This window comes from Aquimarina acroporae, assembly GCF_023195925.1.
GTDB classification, from domain to species: Bacteria; Bacteroidota; Bacteroidia; order Flavobacteriales; family Flavobacteriaceae; genus Aquimarina; species Aquimarina acroporae.
On the sequence record NZ_JALPRE010000001.1, the window covers coordinates 429,885 to 449,134 of the forward strand.

Consider the following 19,250-nt stretch of genomic DNA (forward strand, 5'->3'; position numbering starts at 1 on the left):
ATTTTAATTTTAAATAAGTCCGTTATATTTTCGTGCAAACCATTCTATCCCTAATAATATGATTATAATCATTAGGAGATATTTCCAGTCTATTAAAGATACCACATTTTCTTTGCTCTTTTGTATGGGTTGATACCTAGAATCCTGGATTAAACCCTCAACTAATATCTGATTTTGATCTAAAGTGAATGTTTTACCTTTAGTATTAGTAGCTAATTGTTTTAGTTTTGTTACATCTGCATTTAAAAATTGTTGTTCTACATCGTATTCTAAAACCGTAAAACTACCTGAGCGTGATATGTTTTCTCCTACAACAGTAACTGTATAATCATAATTTCCAGCATTTAAATTACTTAAATCAACTTCATACGAATTATTTCTTAATAGCATTGGAATGGTCTGAGTTGCCTCCGTATCTTTATTTTTAACAGCAATTCTCAAATTCCCCCTTCTATCAAATTCATAATTTTTAGTAAAATACTCTGCTCGAATTTTAATATTGGCATTCCCATAATAAAAAGGATCAGAAATCGTGTTTAATCGACTTTTTCGTTTTGTTGATGTAAGATACTGAACTAGTTTTCCAAAAAACTCATCGAAATTTTCGAAATTTTGATTATCCAAATATGAGTGTGCTCTCCAACGCCAAAGCCCTTCTCCAAAGAGAACAGCCTCCCTAACCCCTCCCTGTTCCATAGAAACTAAAAGAGGTTCTTCTGTTTCAATATTATTCACAGAACGATACAACAATAGATCATAATTGGAGTTTACATTGACCTCACCAAAAACTCCTATTAAAGGAGGATAGCCTGCAAAACCAATATCATCAAACAAAAACGCCCCATAGTTACTATTGTATCTTGGAATATAGTATTCGGTTTGCCGGGTAATCTCCTGGGTATACTTATTTTGTACACGATTTAAAAACACCCAATCAGTTTTTGCTCCGGTTACGGTTAAATAGTTTTTTCTTTGTGATGATATTTTTTCGTAAGCCGCCCTAAACCTAGTATTTGGCTGGTATAAAATTATCATTTGATATTCATCCAAGTTATTTACTTCTTCTGGCCTAACTATGGTCACACTTCTCCTCTCGTTGCTTTCTATACTTTTTTTCATCGCTCCCAAATCAGGGTGCACTATGTCACTAATGATTAAAACATTTGTTTTTTGATCAATGACTTCGACCGCAAAGGACTTGCGGTTATTTATTTTATTTTTCTCATTAGACAACGGTAGTAATCTAGCCATATATTTAGCAATACCCGCAGTATTTGCCGGCAAGGTGAAATTAATAACTGTAGAATTTTTTTCTTTTGAAAAAGACACTTCTTGAGTATACACAGAAGCGTTTCCAGAAGTCACTTGAAAAGTAGTATTGACGTTTTCTAACCCTGAATATGTAAGTATTACTTCAACTGGGAATTTATTTTTTAAGTAAGCATATCGATTCACATTGAGTTGCTGGATTTTAGTGTCTATTACGTCAATAGTATCACCTGCAATAATCGGATAGACTGACTGCTTGTACTGCTCGCTGTTATACTGATAATCTCTACCGTAGGTTTGATTACCATCGGTAATTAAGATAGTAGGTGCCGTTGAATTTTTGTAAACCTGATTTAGATCCTCTAGGGTTTTAGAAATATTCGTTTGCTTTTGATCAAATGAGAGGCTAAGTGAATCTTTTAATTCATCTGAAAAGGAGTAATACTGGATATCAAAACGATCACTAAGATTTTCGTCTTCTTTTAAATTTTTGACAAACTCTTTTACCTCATTATCTTTTTCTAAATGTGCAATAGAATTAGAATTATCTGCTGCTATAACCAACTTTGGTTTTTGGGTATAAAATGTTTTTTTCTTGAAAGAAGGATTTATAAGTAATAGTAGTATAGAAAAAACGCTTAAGAAACGTAAAAAAGCAAAGAGCAGATTTCTCTTTCCTCTGCGCTTTGCTTTATATAAATATTGATATAACGATACAATCAATGCGACTATAAAAGCTGCTATAATCAATAAAATAGTTTCTATTTGCATCATATTACATTACAATCTACGACTTTGTTTCAAAACTACATGTTGTGTCGTAAACCTACATCCTCATTTTAATTATGTTAACATTCCACCATCAACATTCAACACTTGCCCAGTAACGTAGGCACTCAGATCGCTTGCAAGAAATAAACACATATTTGCAATATCCTCGGGAGTTCCTCCTCTTTTTAAAGGAATAGCATTTCTCCAGCCTTCTACTACTTTTTCGTCTAATTTTTCTGTCATTTCCGTTTCAATAAAACCAGGAGCCACCACATTACTTCTAATATTTCTTGATCCTAATTCTAACGCCACCGATTTTGAAAACCCAATGATTCCCGCCTTCGAGGCTGCATAATTTGCTTGTCCGGCATTACCTTTTACTCCAACAACAGAACTCATATTAATAATGCTCCCTTTACGTTGTTTAAGCATTGTGCGCTGTACTGCTTTGGTCATGTTAAAAACACTTTTTAGATTTACTTCAATTACCTTATCGAAGTCTTCTTCTCCCATGCGCATTAACAAATTATCTTTTGTGATTCCAGCATTATTGACCAGGATATCTATACTCCCAAAAGTTTCTAAAACATCTTTTACCAGTTCTTGTGCCTGATCAAAATCTGCTGCATTACTTTGGTATCCTTTTGCTTGAATACCTAAATCGTTTAATTCTTTTTCTAAAACTTTAGCTGCATCTACAGAAGAACTGTAAGTGAATGCCACATTTGCTCCATTTTGAGCAAAAACTTCGGCTATTCCTTTTCCGATACCACGGGTAGCCCCAGTAATGATGGCAGTTTTACCTTGTAAGAGATTCATTAGCTCTATTAATTTTGTTGTTTATATTTTGTAATATCAAATATAAGAATAACTACTAGGTAGCCAACAATAAACCCCGCGATTTCTCACAGGGTTTAATTACTAGCTACTAACAGTTTTTTTATAACTTAATATCTTCGTTTTTCTTTTCATAATTGAAAAGAAAATCAATATCCATTTCCTGCACTTCTCCTAATTTAGAGAGTGCTTTCATATCTACATCTTTTTTATTTCCAATCACCAAAACATTATATGTTTCTCCTTTAATATTCTCATTAAAGAATGTTTTAAGATCTGCCAGGGACATATCTTTAATCGCATTATACATTGCTTCACGATTATCGTTATCTATACCTCTCTTTTTTAGGCCCTCATATGTCCAAAATATATTAGATTTTGTAATACGTTGTGCGGCTATTTTCTTCAGTGTAGCCTCTTTTGCCTGATTAAATTGTTTTTCTGCTTCTGGCATATTTGTCATCAGATCCATCATAGCATCAACGGCTTCTGGCATTTTGTTAGCCTGTGTCCCTATATAGGCATAAACATAATTTGAATCTCCTTTTTCAGAAGCATTACTATAAGCAGAAAAAGCAGAGTACGCTAAAGATTTAGATTCTCTTATCTCCTGAAAAACAATAGAAGATAAGCCACTACCAAAATAGGTATTAAACAAACTGGAAGCAGCCATTTTGCCAGGATCAAACTCTGATCCCTTAGCCAAAAAGATCATTTCACTTTGTACCATATCATAATCTACAAAGTATACATTACCTCCCGTTTCCTTCTCTACATATTTCGTTTTCTCAGGATACTCTTTTAAATCTGAACCAACGATATGGTTTTTGTCAAGGGCAGTAATGGCATTATTGACATCTTTACCATAATAGAAAATTCTTTGTTTATAATCGTACAAACCTTTGATTTTGTCTACCAAATCCTGAGGGTTCATAGCTTTTAGTTCTGCAATTGTGAAAATATTTCTCAATCTTGAATTATCCCCATATTTACCATAATTAAACAGTCCGTTCCACAGAATATTTCCTTTCTGTGTTTTACCATCTTGTCGACCTTTTGCAATCTTATCTATAAATTTATTATATGCCTCCTGATCGGGTACTGCATTTTTCCATAGATCTTCAAACAAAGCTAATCCTGCATCTAAATTTTCTTTTAATCCTGAAATACTAACATAAGTTCTATCTGCTCCTGTATTTACAGAATAACTAATCCCCAATTTATAAAACTCTTTTTTAAGATCTTCTGGTGAGTATTTATCGGTACCTAAGTAATCAAAATATCCTGCTGCGATAGGAATTTGTTTGTCATGATCTTGTCCCATGTCAAAAATAATACTCAGGTCAAATAGATCATTATTTTCATTTTCGATATATGAAACCGATAAGCCACTATTAGTTTTTGCTGATTTTATTGCGGTTTTGAAGTCAATAAACTTTGGTTGTAAGCTTGGTGTCTCAAGTTTTTTAAATTCCTGAATAAATGTTGATTCTTTGTCTCTGTTTAGTTCTACAGGAGTAATACCAGGGTTTTCTACTTTTACTATATTTTTATCTTCCCCTTTTATTTTGTGTACTTCGACGTAGTTATTACCATAATGCTTCTTTGCAAAATCGATTACGTCTTGCTTGGTAATTTTCTTCATATCATCAAGCATTGCTAACCTATCTTTCCAATCTGCAAAATGCACAAAAGCTCCTAAATATGCATATGCAGTAGAACTAGCGTTTTCAAATTGAGTAATTCTAGAGAGCTTTAAATCGTTAACAACCGCATCGATCAGCCAATCATCAAATTCACCCTTCTTAATTTTTTCAATTTCACTAAGCAGCAGTTTTTTAACATCATCAAGTGTTTGGTCTGCTTTTGGCATACCAAATAAGATATGCATCCCATAATCATTATTAAAAGTAGTAAATGAAGATGCGTTTTGTACCAATTGCTTTTGGTTAAGATTCAAATCAATCAACCCTGCTTGTGAATTAGCAAGCATATAATCGATAAGTGTTATCATAGTTTCCTCTTCGGTACCATATCCTCCAGTTCTAAAACCAACATAGATAGATTCTGCTGTAGGTCCAAACACTTCTTTTTTAATTGGTGTGGTAATTGCAGTTTCTTCGGGAAATTTAGGATGCGATACTTCTTTTGATTCATACTTTCCAAAAGCATCATCAACTTTTTTGATAGTGTTATCAAAATCAATATCACCAACTAATATTACTGCCATATTATTAGGTACATAATATTTATCAAAATACGCATGAATAGCTTCCATTGATGGATTTTTTAAATGTTCAGACTTACCAATTGTCGTCTGAGTACCATATGGATGAGTTGGGAATAACCCTTCTAATAGCGCATAATATTGTTTACGACCATCACTATCTTGCCCCCTATTAAACTCTTCATAAACTGCCTCTAACTCTGTATGAAATAACCTAAGTACTAATTGGCTAAATCTTTCACTTTCTACTTTTAACCACTTGTCTAATTCATTAGACGGGATTTTATTAACATATACAGTCTGCTCATTTGAAGTAAAAGCGTTTGTTCCTTCTGCTCCCAAAGAATTTACCATCTTATCGTATTCATTGGCAATAGAAAGCTTCGAAGCTTCTTGAGAAACTTCGTCTATTTTTTTGTAGATTTCTTTTTTCTTCTCTTCATCCGTTGCAGCCTTATGCTCTTCATATAGATCCGATATTTGCTTAATGATTTCCTTTTCTTTTTCAAAATCTAATGTACCAATCTCATCTGTTCCTTTAAAGACCATATGTTCCAAATAGTGTGCAAGACCAGTATTATCTGCAGGGTCATATGTAGAACCGGCTCTAACAGCGATAAGCGTTTGTATTTTAGGTTCTTCCTCGTTCTTACCTAAATATACCTTAAGACCATTATCAAGTGTATATAACCTAAGTCCTGTAGGATCATTGGTGATCGTTTCATAATTAAAACCTGCTGCATCTGTATGCTTTTCAATTTTAATTTCATTGGATGATTTGGTTTCTGATGATGAATTTTTACAATTGCTGAGTGTAGTTATCAATAGCAATAATAAAATCGATTTGATAATCTTCATAGATTGATTTTTAGTTTAAATTTCTATAACAGACGTAAAATACATAAATCTGTTGCAATACCTTGACTTATTCAAATTAAAAAACCTCTTGATCATTGATCAAGAGGTTTTTTAAGATAATTTTATATTTTTTAGCCTAAAACTTCGGCTACTTTTTTCCCGATTTCTGCAGGAGAATCAACAACGTGAATTCCACATTCTCTCATAATCGCTTTTTTTGCAGCTGCTGTATCTTCGCTTCCACCTACGATTGCACCAGCATGTCCCATAGTTCTTCCGGCAGGAGCAGTTTCACCTGCAATAAAACCAACGATTGGCTTATTAGTTCCACTCTCTTTAATCCATTTTGCAGCATCAGCTTCCAACTGTCCTCCGATTTCACCAATCATTACTACACATTCAGTTGCTGGATCATTTACTAATAACTCAACAGCTTCTTTAGTAGTTGTACCAATAATAGGATCTCCTCCAATACCAATAGCTGTCGTGATTCCTAACCCTTGTTTCACCACCTGATCTGCAGCTTCATAAGTAAGCGTTCCAGACTTAGAAACAATACCTACATTTCCTTGCTTAAATACAAAACCAGGCATAATCCCAACTTTAGCTTCTCCCGGTGTGATCACCCCAGGACAATTAGGACCTATGAGCCTACATTCTTTATCTTTGATATAGTTAAATGCAGTAATCATATCTGCAACAGGAATACCTTCAGTAATAGTAATAATCACTTTTATTCCAGCATCTGCAGCCTCCATAATAGCATCTGCAGCAAATGCTGGCGGCACAAAAATAATCGTAGTATCTGCACCAACTTCTTTTACTGCATCTTCTACAGTATTAAATACTGGTTTGTCAAGATGTACTTGACCTCCTTTACCTGGAGTTACACCTCCTACTATATTTGTTCCGTATTCAATCATTTGACCAGCGTGAAAAGTTCCTTCACTACCTGTAAACCCTTGAACTATAATTTTTGAATCTTTATTTACTAAAACACTCATTGCGCTATTTTTTTATTTCTTTTTTGCAGTTCCAAAAGTAAGCTTTTGATCACTACTGTTAAAATGAAAATTCAATTATTTTGAAAGAAAAGATTTCATACTCTCTGGAGTAGTATCTCCTTGTTGACTTATTTGATATCCTTTGTATAATTTACTGTCTTTGATTTCCCAGATTGTAATAAAATGAGCAATTGCCTCTTCTTTCTCTGGAGCTTCAATAGTTTTTGCAAAATAGGTGTATCGAATAGTTACCTGATTTTCCTCTGCAATTAAATGACTAATCTCACATCTAAATGTCTCAAACGATAGAGCCATCTCATTAAACATTGTTTTGATATCATCAAAGCCTTTCTTGCTAAAACCAAAACTACTGTTCCAATAAAGTTCTATTTCGGGATGCAGATATTTAGAAAAAGCATCTGCGTCATGTATAAGATCTGTTTCATAAAATGATCTTACAATATCCTTCGGCGTTGTATTCATTTATTCTTCAATTTTTCAATTAATTCCGGCACTTGTCTTATGGCTGCAATTTCTTTGTATTTTTTTCTAAAATCATCTGCAGGCGTACCGAAATAGCTTTTATTCCCCTCTAATGATTTACTTACTCCAGATTGCGCAGAAATAACTGCTTTGGTTCCAATAGTAATTGCACTGGTAATTCCTACTTGACCCCAAATGGTAACTTCATCTTCGACGACTACACACCCGGCAATCCCTACTTGTGAAGCAATAAGACATTTTTTTCCGACTACCGTATCATGCCCAATGTGAACTTGATTGTCTAATTTTGCTCCTTCCTTTATCGTAGTATCACCTGTTACCCCTCTATCAATTGTACACAAAGCTCCCAAATCAACATTATCTTCGATAACCACTCTACCCCCAGAAATTAATTTATCAAAACCTTCTGGTCTATTTTTATAATAAAAAGCGTCTGCTCCCAAAACTGACCCAGAATGTATCGTAACATTATTTCCTATTACTGCATCATCATAAATACATACATTGGCATGAATTACACAATGGTCACCAATTATAACATTATTACCAATAAATGCTCCTGGTTGTATAATCGTTTCTTTACCGATTTTGGCTGATGGTGAGATAATAGCCTCTGCCTTTTGAAAAGGCTTAAAATATCTGGTAAGCTTATTAAAATCTCTAAATGGATCATCTGATATCAATAATGCTTTGCCTTCTGGGCATTCAACCTTCTTATTGATCAGCACTACTGTAGCTGCACTTTCTAAAGCTTTATCGTAATACTTTGGATGATCTACAAAAACAATATCTCCTGGAGTAACACCATGAATTTCGTTCATCCCAAGAACAGGAAAGTCTGGGTTTCCTACAAATTCAGAAGATATGATGGTAGCAATTTGTTCTAATGTGTGTGCTTGAGGAAATTTCATTAGGAATGATAAGAATGTTTATTCTTTGATTCTTTCTTTATATGTACCTTTTTCTGTTTCAATCTTGATTTTATCACCTTCATTAATAAAAAGTGGCACCATAACCTCTGCTCCTGTTTCGACAGTTGCTGGTTTTGTAGCATTGGTTGCTGTATTCCCTTTTACACCAGGTTCAGTAGCTGTAACTTCAAGAATAACACTAGCAGGCATTTCAACAGATAGCGGCATCTGATCTTCAGAATTAATGATAACCGTTACTACTTCTCCCTCTTTTAATAAACCTGGAGCGTCTAATGAAGACTTTTCAAGCGTAATCTGATTATAATCTTCGGTATTCATAAAATGATATGTATCTCCCTCTGCATATAAATATTGAAATTTATGAGTCTCAACACGCACATCTTCGATTTTATGCCCAGCAGAAAATGTATTATCGATTACTTTCCCTGTTGTAACACTTTTAAGTTTTGTTCTTACAAATGCAGGGCCTTTACCAGGTTTTACATGTAAAAACTCTATGATTTTATAAATATCGTGATTGTATTTAATACACAAACCATTTCTTATATCGCTAGTAGTTGCCATTGTCTATTCTTTAATTATTTCTTAGTCTTTTTAATTTGAAAAGTACCCTTTCATGATACCTCGTTGAGAATTCTTTATAAATTCAAGAACTTCATCACGCTCAGGAGTAGCTTCCATTTCTGCTTCGATGATCGCTACTGCTTGAGAGTTATTATAGTTTTGTTGATACAAAATTCTATAGATATTCTGTATTTCTCTAATTTTTTCGGTAGAGAATCCTCTCCTTCTCAACCCAATCGAGTTTATCCCCACATATGACAAAGGTTCTCTTGCTGCTTTTACAAAAGGAGGGACATCTTTTCTTACTAGAGAACCTCCGGTAACAAACGCATGATTTCCTATACTACAAAACTGTTGAACCGCAGCCATACCAGCTAAAACTACATGGTCGCCAACATTAATATGACCTGCCAAAGTACTATTGTTTGAAAAAATACAATTATCGCCTACTATACAATCATGCGCAATATGACAATATGCCATTATCCAACAGTTATTACCAATTTTGGTTTTCATTCTATCTGTAGTACCTCTATTGATAGTCACACATTCTCGTATGGTAGTATTATCTCCAATTTCAGTTATTGTGTCTTCATCATTAAACTTCTTGTCCTGAGGAATTGCCGAAATCACCGCTCCAGGAAAAATACTGCAATTTTTTCCTATTCTCGCACCTTCCATTATCGTAACATTCGAACCTATCCAGGTTCCCTCACCAATTACAACATTATTGTGTATTGTAGTAAAGGGCTCAATTACAACATTTTTTGCAATTTTAGCACCGGGATGAACATAGGCTAAAGGTTGATTCATCTGTTTCTTTTATTTGTGTTGACATTTAATTCGTGCTTTACACACCTAATCAAATATTCAAAGAATTTTAATTTATTTTGATTTTACAATTTGAGCCATCAACTCTGCTTCGGTTACCAACTTGCCATTGGCATAGGCAAAAGCCTGCATATGACAGATTCCTCTTCGAATTGGAGTAATGAGCTCGAGTTTAAATATTAATGTATCACCAGGTAATACTTGTTGTTTAAACTTTACCTTATCTATTTTCATAAAATAAGTAAGATAATTTTCTGGATCAGGAACCGTACTTAAAGCTAAAATACCTCCAGTTTGAGCCATGGCTTCAACCTGAAGTACTCCAGGCATTACCGGAGCTCCTGGAAAATGACCTACAAAAAAAGGTTCATTCATCGTAACATTTTTTAAGCCTACCACATGCTTATCAGACATCTCTAAAATCCTATCTATCAACAAGAAAGGTGGTCTATGCGGAAGCATATCCATAATCTTATTAATATCCATAAAAGGCTCTTTAGACAAATCAAAATGAGGAACCTTATTTCGTTTCTCTATTTTAATAATTTTAGAGAGTTTCTTTGCAAATTGAGTATTTACAAAGTGTCCAGGCTTATTTGCAATAACCTTCCCTCTTATTCTGGTACCAATAAGTGCTAAATCTCCAACAACATCTAATAATTTATGTCTTGCCGCCTCATTAGGGTAATGCAGTGTAAGGTTATCTAAAATTCCATTAGGTTTAATTGCAATCGAATCCTTACCAAAAGCTACTTTTAACTTCTCCATAGTATCAGGACTCAATTCCTTATCGACATAAACAATAGCATTATTAAGGTCTCCCCCTTTTATTAAACCATGCTCTAATAGCATTTCTAATTCATGAAGAAAACTGAACGTTCTAGCATCTGCTATTTCCTGCTTGAAGTCTGATAAATGCTTCAAGGAAGCATTTTGAGTACCTAGTACCTTGGTGCCAAAATCTACCATTGTGGTGATTTGATATTCTTCTGAAGGCATCACTATAATCTCACTTCCAGAATCTTCATCGGTATACGAAATAACATCTTTTACAATGTATTCTTCTCTATCTTTTTCTTGCTCAACTATACCGGCCTCTTCTAAAGCTTCTATAAAAAACTTACTAGAACCATCCATAATTGGAGGTTCTGAAGCATCTAGCTCTATGAGAAGGTTATCAATTTCAAGTCCAACACATGCAGCTAAAACATGTTCTGAAGTTTGAATACTAACCCCATTTTTCTCAAGGTTCGTACCCCTTTGTGTATTCACCACATAATTAGCATCTGCTTCGATAATTGGATTCCCTTCCAGGTCAATTCTACAAAAAGCATAACCATGATCTTCTGGCGCCGGTTTAAAAGTTAAAGTAACATTTTTTCCAGTATGTAAACCTACTCCTGTAAGCTTTACTTCTTCCTTAATGGTTCTTTGTTTACTAGCAACAATATCACTCATTATTATCTATCTTTTTCTCTAGTTTGTAAACTCTATCAACAATCTTGGGTAGATTTTTAAAATGCACGTACGACTTATTATAGTCTGAATATCCGAGAGCTGGAGATCCTTGAATAGCTTCTCCGTCTTTTATATTTCTTCCAATTCCAGACTGGGCTTGTATTCTAACTTTATTACCTATGGTAAGATGGCCTGCAATCCCAACTTGCCCGCCTATTAAACAATGCTTCCCGATTTTGGTCGACCCTGCAATACCAGTTTGCGCAGCGATAGCAGTATGTTCGCCAATTTCTACATTATGTGCAATCTGAATTTGGTTATCTAACTTAACACCATTGCGTATTATAGTAGATCCTAAAGTTGCTCGGTCAATAGTAGTGCCCGCTCCAACATCAACATTATCTCCTATTACTACATTACCGGTTTGAGGCACTTTACTGTATTCTCCCTTTTCGTTCGGAGTAAAACCAAAACCGTCTGCTCCAACTATAGCTCCACTGTGAATTACGCAATCGTTACCTATAATGGTTTCCGAATATATTTTTGCACCTGCAAAAACTACTACATTATCTCCAATGGTAACATTATCACCTATATAAACGTTGGGAAAAATTTTTGCATTTCCTCCTATAACCACATTCTCGCCCATATACGAAAATGCTCCAAAGTATATATTTTCTCCGTAAGTGGCAGTTGTTGATATAAAACTAGGTTGTTCAACCCCTGTTTTATTCATTTTTACCATGTTATAATATTCCAACAATTGTGAAAAAGCTTTATACGCATCATCAACTCTAATCAAAGTTGTTTTAATTTCAGATTCTGCTTCAAAACTTTTATCTACAATGGTAATAGATGCATCAGTAGAATAGATATATTGGGTATATTTAGGATTAGACAAAAAAGTCAAAGACCCTTCAGTTCCCTCCTCTATTTTAGCTAGTTTGGATACCTCAACAGATTCGTCTCCTTCGATTTCTCCGTTAAGTATACCCGCAATTTGTGTGGCTGTAAAAATCATTCTAGCAAAAGTATAAAAAATGTGTTAATGTTTGTACTTTGGGGAGCACATAAAATATTTAGTTACGGGTTTTGACAAAGCTTCTAGATTGTATTCGTCTGTAGCTTTCACAATATCAACGATTTTCTTTGATTTAAACAAGATATTAATATTCTGTTTGTTTTGATGATATGCCTGATTAGAAATGGTTCCCTCAAAAATGAAATAACGTGCTTCATCTTCAGAAATTTTATATTTCGATGTAAACTTTTCAATCTGTTTTTCTTTTTTTGAGCTATCGAAGGGCTTTTTCTTAATCTTAATTTTAAGCAAATCTCGATTTATAAGCATAGTAGACAACTTGCTTAACACAAAATCATCACAGTTCATCCATTCTTTCATAGCAGATACAATATCATAATCGTCTAATCGAGAAAAAGTTTCTAATACTTCTGTGGTAAAGTCACCTTCCGAAATTTTATGCTTTAGAAAAAATGACAGAGCAGCACTTGCCGGTAAATCCTTACCATTGTCTACCAACTCTTTTGCTCTTTTCAATACACGAATCAACAAACTTTCGGCGACCAAGCTGGTTTTATGAAGATACACCTGCCAATACATCAACCTCCTGGCAAGCAAAAACTTTTCTACAGAATAAATCCCTTTTTCCTCGATTACAAGTTCATCATTTACAACCGTAAGCATTGTTATTAATCGTTCACTATTAATGTTACCTTCTGCTACTCCGGTATAAAAACTATCTCTCTTTAAATAGTCCAGCCTATCCATATCTAACTGGCTAGATATTAACTGATGTAAAAAATTTCGGTGATACTCTCCTTTGAAAATTTGAATAGCAAGCGTTAAACTCCCGTTAAATTCTTGATTAATTTCCTCCATAAACATCAATGAAATAGACTCATGATTTATTTCATTAACAATACTGTGTTCCATGGCATGTGAGAATGGACCATGCCCAATATCATGTAACAAAATAGCTGCATACAATGCTTTTTCTTCGTTATCAGAAATAGTAACTCCTTTAAAACGAAGAACTCTCACTGCTTTTTGCATAAGATGCATACAACCCAAGGCATGATGAAAACGAGTATGATGAGCACCTGGATAAACTAAATAAGAAAGCCCCATCTGAGAAATTCTACGTAATCGCTGAAAATATTTATGCTCTATAAGATCAAAAATTAGTTCATTAGGAATGGTAATAAAACCGTAAATTGGATCGTTTAATATCTTGAGCTTATTTCTTGTTTTCAAGTTTACTTTAATTTTACTGAGGCAAATATACATATATGGTATTCATATACTGCATATCATGAAAATTTTAAGCAATACTTAAGTTTAAATAAAGAGTAAATACGCTATATTAACAATCTTAAAAATTATAAAATCAAAATTAATGAGTAAAATAAAGATCTTGTGGGTGGATGATGAAATTGATTTACTTAAACCGCATATATTATTCCTGGAACAAAAAAACTACGAAGTAACCAAATGTCAAAGTGGAACGGAAGCTTTGGATATTCTTGATGATGATAATTTTGACATCGTTTTTCTTGATGAAAACATGCCTGGATTGTCGGGAATAGAAACGTTATCTGAAATTAAAGAAAAGAAAGACAGTCTTCCTGTAGTAATGATCACAAAAAGTGAAGAAGAATATATTATGGAAGAAGCTATTGGGAGTAAGATAGCTGACTATCTCATTAAACCTGTTAACCCAAACCAAATTCTGCTTAGTCTTAAAAAGAATTTGGATAATTCAAGACTAGTATCAGAAAAAACTACTGCCAACTACCAACAGGAATTTAGAAAAATTGCGATGGATATGGCTATGGTCAATTCTTTCGAAGAATGGGCTGAACTATATCAGAGATTAATCTATTGGGAAATACAACTTGAAGACATCGAAGATACCGGAATGTTTGAGATTTTAGAATCTCAAAAGGTAGAAGCGAATTCTCAGTTCTTTAAATTTATTGATAAAAATTACCGAGACTGGTTCGATGGTTCTCAAGATGCACCTATTATGTCTCATACTTTATTTAAAGAAAAAGTAGTTCCTGAATTAAGCAAAGATCAACCAACACTACTGGTAGTAATTGATAACTTAAGATACGATCAATGGAAAGCTTTTGAACCAATAGTTAACAATTATTACAAGAAAAATCAGGAAGTCTCTTATTTCAGTATTTTACCAACAGCTACGCAGTACGCCAGAAATGCTATTTTCTCAGGACTTATGCCGTCAGAAATGAAAAAGATGCATCCCGATCTTTGGCTTGATGACACAGATGAAGGAGGTAAAAACATGAATGAAAATGAATTCCTAACTGCACAATTACAGCGATTAGGGCTAGATATCAAACATGAGTATTACAAAATTACCAATGAAAGATCAGGTAAAACCCTTGCCGCTAATTTTAAGGGATTAAAAGATAATGATCTCACCGTTGTTGTATACAACTTTGTAGATATGCTTTCTCATAGTAAGACAGAAATGGAAGTAATAAAAGAGTTGGCTTCAAATGATAAATCTTACCGATCATTAACGCAAAGCTGGTTCAAAAATTCTCCTTTGCTCGAAATGATACAACAGGCACAGCAATTAGGTTTTAAACTACTTATTACTACTGATCATGGTACTATTAACGTAAAAAACCCTTCAAAAGTAATAGGAGATAAAAACACAAGCCTTAATTTAAGGTACAAAACTGGGAAGAGTCTTACCTATGAAGAAAAAGAAGTATTAGAGGCTACTAATCCAAAAGAAATACATCTTCCTTCAATAAATATGAGTAGTTCTTTTATTTTTGCCAAAGGAGATTATTTCTTCGCTTATCCAAATAACTACAATCATTATGTAAGTTATTATCGAAATACATACCAACATGGTGGTGTTTCACTAGAAGAGATGATTATTCCTTTTGTAATACTTAATCCGAGGTAAGAATAGCATACATATCACCAAACATGACAGTGGAATACAAACTTGATGACCTTCCCGAAGTAGCGAAGAAGATCATTGAAAACGTTAATGGTAAAATTTTATTGTTCGATGGCCCAATGGGCGTGGGTAAAACCACTCTAATCAAAGAAATTTGTAAACAATTGGGTGTAAACGATATCATATCTAGTCCTACTTTTTCGCTAGTAAATGAATACGAAGGAGATAACACTCTTATTTACCATTTCGATTTCTATAGAATTGAAGACGAAGAAGAGGCCTATCACATTGGTTTTGAAGAATATCTTGATTCGGGACACTGGGTTTTTATTGAGTGGCCCGATAAGGTTTCCTCATTGTTACCAGAACATGTAACACTCCTTAAAATTAATCATGCAAACGGAGATCAAAGAGTGATTTCTATCGAAAAAAGTAGCTAAGATCTACCAACAATACATAATTCTATTTGTTTTCTTGGCTTTTTTATTCGTAATTTGAGTTAAAGAATTTCGCACAAATGAGTAAACCACAATCTCCTTTTACCAAAGAGCAGTTGCTACCACAGGAGGAAATGATAGAAGTAGCCCGCCAAAAAGGAAAACTCTTTATAGGAATCCCAAAAGAGACCAGTTATCAAGAAAAACGAGTATGTCTTACTCCTGATGCCGTTGCTGCCTTAACATCTCATGGGCATAGGGTTTTGTTGGAAACCAATGCCGGAATTGGAGCAAGTTTTACAGATAGAGACTATAGTGAAGCAGGTGCCGAAATTACCAATGACAAAGCAAAAGTTTTTGGATGTCCTATAATTCTTAAGGTAGAACCGCCTTCTATTGAAGAATTAGAGCATATCAATCCGCAGACCGTTTTAATTTCTGCACTACAATTAAAAACACAGTCTAAAGAATACTTTCAGAGCTTAGCAAAAAAAAGAATTACAGCATTAGGTTTTGAATTTATTCGCGATGCAGACGGCGCCTACCCTGCAGTAAGAGCATTAAGTGAAATTGCGGGCACCGCAGCGGTACTTATTGCATCTGAGCTTATGAACAGTGTTACCAATTCAGGATCTGGACTCATGATGGGAAACATTAGTGGCGTTCCTCCCGTAGAAGTAGTTATAGTAGGTGCTGGTACGGTTGGAGAGTTTGCTGCACGATCGGCAATAGGATTAGGAGCCAATGTAAAAGTATTTGATAATTCTATCACCAAACTACGTTGCATACAAACCAATATCGGTCGTCCTCTTTTTACCTCAACCATACAACCAAAAAATCTGCTAAAAGCACTAAGAAGATGCGATGTAGTAATTGGAGCGGTAAGAGGGAAAAACAGAGCGCCAGTAATAGTGACCGAAACTATGGTCGAGCGTATGAAAACCGGAGCTGTGATTATCGATGTTAGTATCGATATGGGCGGATGTTTTGAAACCAGTGAAGTTACTTCTCACGACCATCCAACTTTTGAAAAGCATGGTGTCGTTCATTATTGCGTACCCAATATACCTTCAAGATATGCCAGAACATCATCGCTTTCTATAAGTAACATCTTCACTCCTTATCTATTACAAATTGGAGATGAAGGAGGGATTGAAAATGCAGTACGGTTTGATCGAGGTCTAAAAAGTGGACTTTATTTTTATCATGGGATTTTAACCAGCAAGCCAATTGCCGATTGGTTTGACCTTTCCTACCGAGATATAAATTTACTTATCATCTAGTACCAAAGAATTGCTTTTTAAGTAGTAAATTTTACTTACTTTTGAACCTTTTCAATTTAATTTGTTTATGAAACTAGCGCAACGTTTGTTTTATTACCTTGGAGGGTTTGCGATCGGACTTATATTATTGTTTTTTTTTCTAGGGGGAAAGAAAACCTCTTGTGATTATAGCCCTAATTCAAGGGTTCTTAAGAACATAAGAATAAAGGAAAGAGCTTTTTCTGAAGATGTATTACAAACTATGCAAAACTTTAGTATCGATACGGCAGATATTTCCTCAATTTTAAAGCAAGGAGAAGTAAATTTCTCTAAAAGCAACACAAAACTTGACTCCTGTAAAATATATCATGTAGAAGGCATCGTTAACGATCGCACTATTATGTTACAGATTGAAAACTGCGATTCTATTGCCAAAGTATATGGTATAGAAAGTAACCAATAATTACTTTAACTTTCTTGCCATCACCCAAAAATCAAACTTTTGACTTCCTATAGTAAAAGGATGCTCTCCTATTATTGTATAGTTATATCTTTCATAAAAAGTTATCGCCTTTTTATTCTCCTTTAGTACAGATAGCCAAATATATTCACTTTCATTTTCAGATCCTTCAGCAAACACAGCATCATGCAACTTACTACCAATACCTTTTGACACATAGTTTTTTAGAAAGTAAATCCTCTGTAATTTACAAACCTTATCACTATCAATAAACTCTGAAGCGCTCTGTAATTGCAATTTTGCATATCCAATAGCAAACTCACCTTCAAGAACCAACCAATATTTATTATGAGCTTTATTCAAGCTATGCACTATCTTTTCTTCAGAAAATGTTTCATCTAAATATGTGACCAAGTCTCCCCGATTTTTGAATAAATGTCCAAAAGACTGATCAAAGGTTTTCTTTCCCAGACTTGAGATATGTTTCGCATCTTGTATGGTTGCTTTTCTAATAGTAATCATGTACTTACGGTGTTCGATTATACTCCATGTATTTGGCTGTTTTTTGAGCTATTTTATTGCCATGTAGCTTTTCTACGATATGAAAAGACAAATCTATTCCAGCCGAAATCCCTCCAGAGGTATACATTTTGTCAGTCCCAAAAAACCTTTCTTGTTTTTTCGGAATTCCAGTAGGAACCATTTTGATCATATCTTCATATACTTCATGATGTGTACAATAAGGTTTATTATCCAATAGCCCAAGTGTACCCAACAGCATAGCTCCCGAACAAATACTAATGGTGTACTCTGTTTGTTGATGAGCATTCTGAATCCAACTCAAAGTATTTTTATTATGAACCTGTTTACGGGCCCCAAAACCTCCAGATATTATTAAAATATCAATATGCGGGCAATCTTTGTAACTATAGGTGGGATTTACAGATAACCCATTTACCGCCGAAATTGGATCAAGTTTTTCTGAAACGGTAAAAACATTGAATAATTCAAAATTATTTAGTTCAGATGTTACAGCAAACACTTCAAAGGGTCCAGCAAAATCCAAAACTTCTGCATTGTCAAAAATTAAGATACCTACATTTCTTTTCATATTCATTAATTTTCAGTTTTATTTTTAAGCATGTCTAATATTTTCCAACATTTAATACTATTTATTCTGTTCAACATAACTCAAAACAGCCTCTGGAACTCTAACACCTTCCTGCAAACCTCTATCCGATTCGGGTTTTGATGCCACTTGCCGAACAGGAACTACTCCCGCCCATATTGGTCGATTAAGATCTTCTGGTTCATCATTTACTCCTTCTGCTCGTACTTTTGCAGAGGCACTATCCATAGAAATTTCCAATACCAGCGTTGCATTAAACTCCTTGTTATTTGGCTGTCTTACATTATCCCAATGCCCTTCTACCATATGATTTAGAATACACGCCAAAGCATTCATTTTAAGTTCTGGATCATCTACTTTTGTAACCTTTCCAAACACATTTACCGAGCGATAATTTGCTGAGTGATGAAAAGCAGATCTTGCCAATACCAACCCATCTAAGTGTGTTACCGAAACGCAAGCCTCCCCAGCTTCTAATAAACTAAGCATCATTCTATTTTTGAGGGATCCGTGAATATAAATCTTATCGTTATCTCTACCATAAGCTGTAGGAATTACAATGGATTTATTGTCCCATATATAACCAACATGACACAAGAACGCATCATCTAGTATACTATTAATAGTATCTATATCATAGATTGCTCTTTTAGGACCTCTAACAACTTTATTTAATTTTGTAATTGAATATTCTGCCATTACAACACTTTTTAAAAATTAATAACTACAATCTCTTTCTTTT

18 protein-coding genes are annotated in these 19,250 nt (G+C 34.2%); 4 read left to right on the top strand and 14 right to left on the bottom strand.

Annotation, left to right across the window (positions count from 1 at the left end; genetic code table 11):
* Positions 1 to 9: 9 nt before the first annotated feature.
* From M0D21_RS02115 to M0D21_RS02165, 11 genes are all read right to left on the bottom strand, one after another.
* Entirely contained in the window at positions 10 to 2,043 is a 2,034-nt protein-coding gene (locus M0D21_RS02115) for a VWA domain-containing protein (protein ID WP_248326013.1), read from the bottom strand.
* A 69-nt stretch (positions 2,044 to 2,112) separates the two neighbouring features.
* A complete protein-coding gene (fabG, locus tag M0D21_RS02120; RefSeq protein ID WP_248326014.1) occupies positions 2,113 to 2,859 on the bottom strand; it encodes a 3-oxoacyl-[acyl-carrier-protein] reductase in 747 nt (248 codons plus the stop codon).
* Between the two features lie 121 nt (positions 2,860 to 2,980).
* The gene (locus tag M0D21_RS02125) at positions 2,981 to 5,962 is read right to left on the bottom strand and encodes a M16 family metallopeptidase (RefSeq protein WP_248326015.1); all 2,982 of its coding nucleotides are present in this window, start codon (positions 5,960 to 5,962) and stop codon (positions 2,981 to 2,983) included.
* A gap of 131 nt (positions 5,963 to 6,093) precedes the next feature.
* Positions 6,094 to 6,966, bottom strand: a complete 873-nt coding sequence (gene sucD, locus M0D21_RS02130) for a succinate--CoA ligase subunit alpha (RefSeq protein WP_248326016.1) — start codon at positions 6,964 to 6,966, stop codon at positions 6,094 to 6,096.
* Between the two features lie 75 nt (positions 6,967 to 7,041).
* Positions 7,042 to 7,449 carry a nuclear transport factor 2 family protein gene (locus tag M0D21_RS02135; protein WP_248326017.1) on the bottom strand — a complete coding sequence of 136 codons (408 nt, stop codon included), beginning with the start codon at positions 7,447 to 7,449 and terminating at the stop codon, positions 7,042 to 7,044.
* Entirely contained in the window at positions 7,446 to 8,381 is a 936-nt protein-coding gene (locus M0D21_RS02140) for a UDP-3-O-(3-hydroxymyristoyl)glucosamine N-acyltransferase (RefSeq protein WP_248326018.1), read from the bottom strand. The genes M0D21_RS02135 and M0D21_RS02140 overlap by 4 nt, the downstream gene beginning before the upstream one ends.
* A gap of 18 nt (positions 8,382 to 8,399) precedes the next feature.
* Entirely contained in the window at positions 8,400 to 8,966 is a 567-nt protein-coding gene (gene efp / locus M0D21_RS02145) for an elongation factor P (protein WP_248326019.1), read from the bottom strand.
* A gap of 30 nt (positions 8,967 to 8,996) precedes the next feature.
* The gene (gene lpxA / locus M0D21_RS02150) at positions 8,997 to 9,779 is read right to left on the bottom strand and encodes an acyl-ACP--UDP-N-acetylglucosamine O-acyltransferase (protein ID WP_248326020.1); all 783 of its coding nucleotides are present in this window, start codon (positions 9,777 to 9,779) and stop codon (positions 8,997 to 8,999) included.
* A gap of 72 nt (positions 9,780 to 9,851) precedes the next feature.
* Positions 9,852 to 11,255, bottom strand: a complete 1,404-nt coding sequence (locus M0D21_RS02155; protein WP_248326021.1) for a bifunctional UDP-3-O-[3-hydroxymyristoyl] N-acetylglucosamine deacetylase/3-hydroxyacyl-ACP dehydratase — start codon at positions 11,253 to 11,255, stop codon at positions 9,852 to 9,854.
* The gene (gene lpxD, locus M0D21_RS02160) at positions 11,248 to 12,276 is read right to left on the bottom strand and encodes a UDP-3-O-(3-hydroxymyristoyl)glucosamine N-acyltransferase (RefSeq protein ID WP_248326022.1); all 1,029 of its coding nucleotides are present in this window, start codon (positions 12,274 to 12,276) and stop codon (positions 11,248 to 11,250) included. Before lpxD ends, M0D21_RS02155 begins: the two co-directional genes overlap by 8 nt.
* Before the next feature lie 24 nt (positions 12,277 to 12,300).
* Entirely contained in the window at positions 12,301 to 13,530 is a 1,230-nt protein-coding gene (locus M0D21_RS02165) for an HD domain-containing protein (protein WP_248326023.1), read from the bottom strand.
* A 142-nt stretch (positions 13,531 to 13,672) separates the two neighbouring features.
* Here M0D21_RS02165 and porX point away from each other — a divergent pair, with 142 nt between their 5' ends.
* The 4 genes from porX (at position 13,673) to M0D21_RS02185 (ending at position 17,382) form a co-directional block, all read left to right on the top strand.
* Positions 13,673 to 15,223, top strand: coding sequence for a T9SS response regulator signal transducer PorX (gene porX / locus M0D21_RS02170; protein ID WP_248326024.1), 1,551 nt, complete (start codon positions 13,673 to 13,675; stop codon positions 15,221 to 15,223).
* Positions 15,224 to 15,246: 23 nt separating this feature from the next.
* Positions 15,247 to 15,660 carry a tRNA (adenosine(37)-N6)-threonylcarbamoyltransferase complex ATPase subunit type 1 TsaE gene (gene tsaE, locus M0D21_RS02175; RefSeq protein ID WP_248326025.1) on the top strand — a complete coding sequence of 138 codons (414 nt, stop codon included), beginning with the start codon at positions 15,247 to 15,249 and terminating at the stop codon, positions 15,658 to 15,660.
* Between the two features lie 77 nt (positions 15,661 to 15,737).
* On the top strand, positions 15,738 to 16,940 hold the full coding sequence (locus M0D21_RS02180) for an alanine dehydrogenase (RefSeq protein ID WP_248326026.1): 1,203 nt from the start codon (positions 15,738 to 15,740) through the stop codon (positions 16,938 to 16,940).
* A 67-nt stretch (positions 16,941 to 17,007) separates the two neighbouring features.
* Positions 17,008 to 17,382 carry a DUF4258 domain-containing protein gene (locus M0D21_RS02185; protein WP_248326027.1) on the top strand — a complete coding sequence of 125 codons (375 nt, stop codon included), beginning with the start codon at positions 17,008 to 17,010 and terminating at the stop codon, positions 17,380 to 17,382.
* Here M0D21_RS02185 and M0D21_RS02190 read toward each other — a convergent pair whose 3' ends face one another.
* The 3 genes from M0D21_RS02190 to M0D21_RS02200 are packed head-to-tail and all read right to left on the bottom strand — an operon-like array spanning position 17,383 to position 19,207.
* On the bottom strand, positions 17,383 to 17,901 hold the full coding sequence (locus M0D21_RS02190) for a GNAT family N-acetyltransferase (protein WP_248326028.1): 519 nt from the start codon (positions 17,899 to 17,901) through the stop codon (positions 17,383 to 17,385).
* Positions 17,902 to 17,905: 4 nt separating this feature from the next.
* Positions 17,906 to 18,490, bottom strand: coding sequence for a DJ-1/PfpI family protein (locus M0D21_RS02195; protein WP_248326029.1), 585 nt, complete (start codon positions 18,488 to 18,490; stop codon positions 17,906 to 17,908).
* A 57-nt stretch (positions 18,491 to 18,547) separates the two neighbouring features.
* The gene (locus M0D21_RS02200) at positions 18,548 to 19,207 is read right to left on the bottom strand and encodes a pyridoxamine 5'-phosphate oxidase family protein (protein WP_248326030.1); all 660 of its coding nucleotides are present in this window, start codon (positions 19,205 to 19,207) and stop codon (positions 18,548 to 18,550) included.
* Positions 19,208 to 19,250 lie beyond the last annotated feature (43 nt).

What these genes read in the sequence shown, in the direction of transcription:
- M0D21_RS02140 (WP_248326018.1), bottom strand. Translation starts at nt 8,381, where the DNA reads ATGAAATTTCCTCAAGCACACACATTAGAACAAATTGCTACCATCATA.
- lpxD (WP_248326022.1), bottom strand. Translation starts at nt 12,276, where the DNA reads ATGATTTTTACAGCCACACAAATTGCGGGTATACTTAACGGAGAAATC.
- M0D21_RS02195 (WP_248326029.1), bottom strand. Translation starts at nt 18,490, where the DNA reads ATGAAAAGAAATGTAGGTATCTTAATTTTTGACAATGCAGAAGTTTTG.
- efp (WP_248326019.1), bottom strand. Translation starts at nt 8,966, where the DNA reads ATGGCAACTACTAGCGATATAAGAAATGGTTTGTGTATTAAATACAAT.
- M0D21_RS02185 (WP_248326027.1), top strand. Translation starts at nt 17,008, where the DNA reads ATGAAACTAGCGCAACGTTTGTTTTATTACCTTGGAGGGTTTGCGATC.
- lpxA (WP_248326020.1), bottom strand. Translation starts at nt 9,779, where the DNA reads ATGAATCAACCTTTAGCCTATGTTCATCCCGGTGCTAAAATTGCAAAA.
- tsaE (WP_248326025.1), top strand. Translation starts at nt 15,247, where the DNA reads ATGACAGTGGAATACAAACTTGATGACCTTCCCGAAGTAGCGAAGAAG.
- M0D21_RS02115 (WP_248326013.1), bottom strand. Translation starts at nt 2,043, where the DNA reads ATGATGCAAATAGAAACTATTTTATTGATTATAGCAGCTTTTATAGTC.
- sucD (WP_248326016.1), bottom strand. Translation starts at nt 6,966, where the DNA reads ATGAGTGTTTTAGTAAATAAAGATTCAAAAATTATAGTTCAAGGGTTT.
- M0D21_RS02135 (WP_248326017.1), bottom strand. Translation starts at nt 7,449, where the DNA reads ATGAATACAACGCCGAAGGATATTGTAAGATCATTTTATGAAACAGAT.
- M0D21_RS02200 (WP_248326030.1), bottom strand. Translation starts at nt 19,207, where the DNA reads ATGGCAGAATATTCAATTACAAAATTAAATAAAGTTGTTAGAGGTCCT.
- M0D21_RS02125 (WP_248326015.1), bottom strand. Translation starts at nt 5,962, where the DNA reads ATGAAGATTATCAAATCGATTTTATTATTGCTATTGATAACTACACTC.
- porX (WP_248326024.1), top strand. Translation starts at nt 13,673, where the DNA reads ATGAGTAAAATAAAGATCTTGTGGGTGGATGATGAAATTGATTTACTT.
- M0D21_RS02180 (WP_248326026.1), top strand. Translation starts at nt 15,738, where the DNA reads ATGAGTAAACCACAATCTCCTTTTACCAAAGAGCAGTTGCTACCACAG.
- M0D21_RS02190 (WP_248326028.1), bottom strand. Translation starts at nt 17,901, where the DNA reads ATGATTACTATTAGAAAAGCAACCATACAAGATGCGAAACATATCTCA.
- M0D21_RS02155 (WP_248326021.1), bottom strand. Translation starts at nt 11,255, where the DNA reads ATGAGTGATATTGTTGCTAGTAAACAAAGAACCATTAAGGAAGAAGTA.
- fabG (WP_248326014.1), bottom strand. Translation starts at nt 2,859, where the DNA reads ATGAATCTCTTACAAGGTAAAACTGCCATCATTACTGGGGCTACCCGT.